Annotated in this window: 2 rRNA genes; both read left to right on the forward strand. The window is 57.8% G+C overall.

Going from position 1 to position 1,126, the window contains the following annotated elements:
- Positions 1-66, forward strand: a 16S ribosomal RNA gene (locus ACWAT2_RS19305); the annotation flags it as partial.
- A gap of 454 nt (positions 67-520) precedes the next feature.
- Positions 521-1,126 (forward strand): 23S ribosomal RNA (locus ACWAT2_RS19310); the annotation flags it as partial.

Raw genomic sequence — 1,126 nt, forward strand, 5'->3', positions numbered from 1 at the left:
CCGGCGATTGGGACTAAGTCGTAACAAGGTAGCCGTACCGGAAGGTGCGGCTGGATCACCTCCTTTCTAAGGAGCACGTGGCCCTGGTGGTCGCGCCGGCGTGAGCTTGCCCGTTCGGGTGGGTGTCGGTGTGGCTGGTAGCTGGGGTCCATGCAGGCCGCTCGAGACACCGTTTGTGTGTCTGGTGGCTGCTCTGGGTGGAACATTGACCGTACGGTCGGCCCTGTGGGGTCGGGACGTCTAGTACAGCTGCTGGTGCTTTCGGGTGCTGGTGGGCAGGAACGGGTCTCGGTGTCGAGGGTTGACTGGTAGAGCACACTGTTGGGTCCTGAGGCAACCGGCCATGGGTCGGGGGTTTCACGACGCGGGTCGTCGGTGGGTGTCGGACTGCTCCACGTGGTTGGGGTGGGCGACATCGGTGCCGGCGGGACCGTCCGTTGCTTGAGAACTGCACAGTGGACGCGAGCATCTTCAGATTTCAAGATTTATCTTGGATTTCTGTAGCAATTTTGTAGAGTGTGTCGAAGTTTTTTAGGGCACACGGTGAATGCCTTGGCACTAGGAGCCGAAGAAGGACGTGGTAGCCTGCGATAAACCTCGGGGAGCTGGCAAACGAGCTGTGATCCGAGGGTTTCCGAATGGGGGAACCCGGCCGCAGTCATGTGCGGTCACCTGCATCTGAATACATAGGGTGTAGGAGGGAACGCCGGGAAGTGAAACATCTCAGTACCGGCAGGAAGAGATATTCCGTGAGTAGTGGCGAGCGAAAGCGGATGAGGCCAAACCGTGCGCGTGTCAAGCTGTCAGGCGTTGCGCGTACGGGGTTGTGGGACCTTCTTGAAGAATCTGACAGTTCTTCAACCAGTAAGAAAGTCGTGTCATAGTCGAACCGCATTGAAAGGCGGACCGTAGAGGGTGTGAGTCCCGTAGACGAAATGGTGCGGCCTGGTGGAGGGGATCCCAAGTAGCACGGGGCCCGAGAAATCTCGTGTGAATCTGGCAAGACCACTTGCTAAGCCTAAATACTACCTAGTGACCGATAGCGGACTAGTACCGTGAGGGAAAGGTGAAAAGTACCCCGGGAGGGGAGTGAAATAGTACCTGAAACCGTGTGCCTACAATCCGT

Source organism: Isoptericola sp. GX10416, from assembly GCF_056590155.1.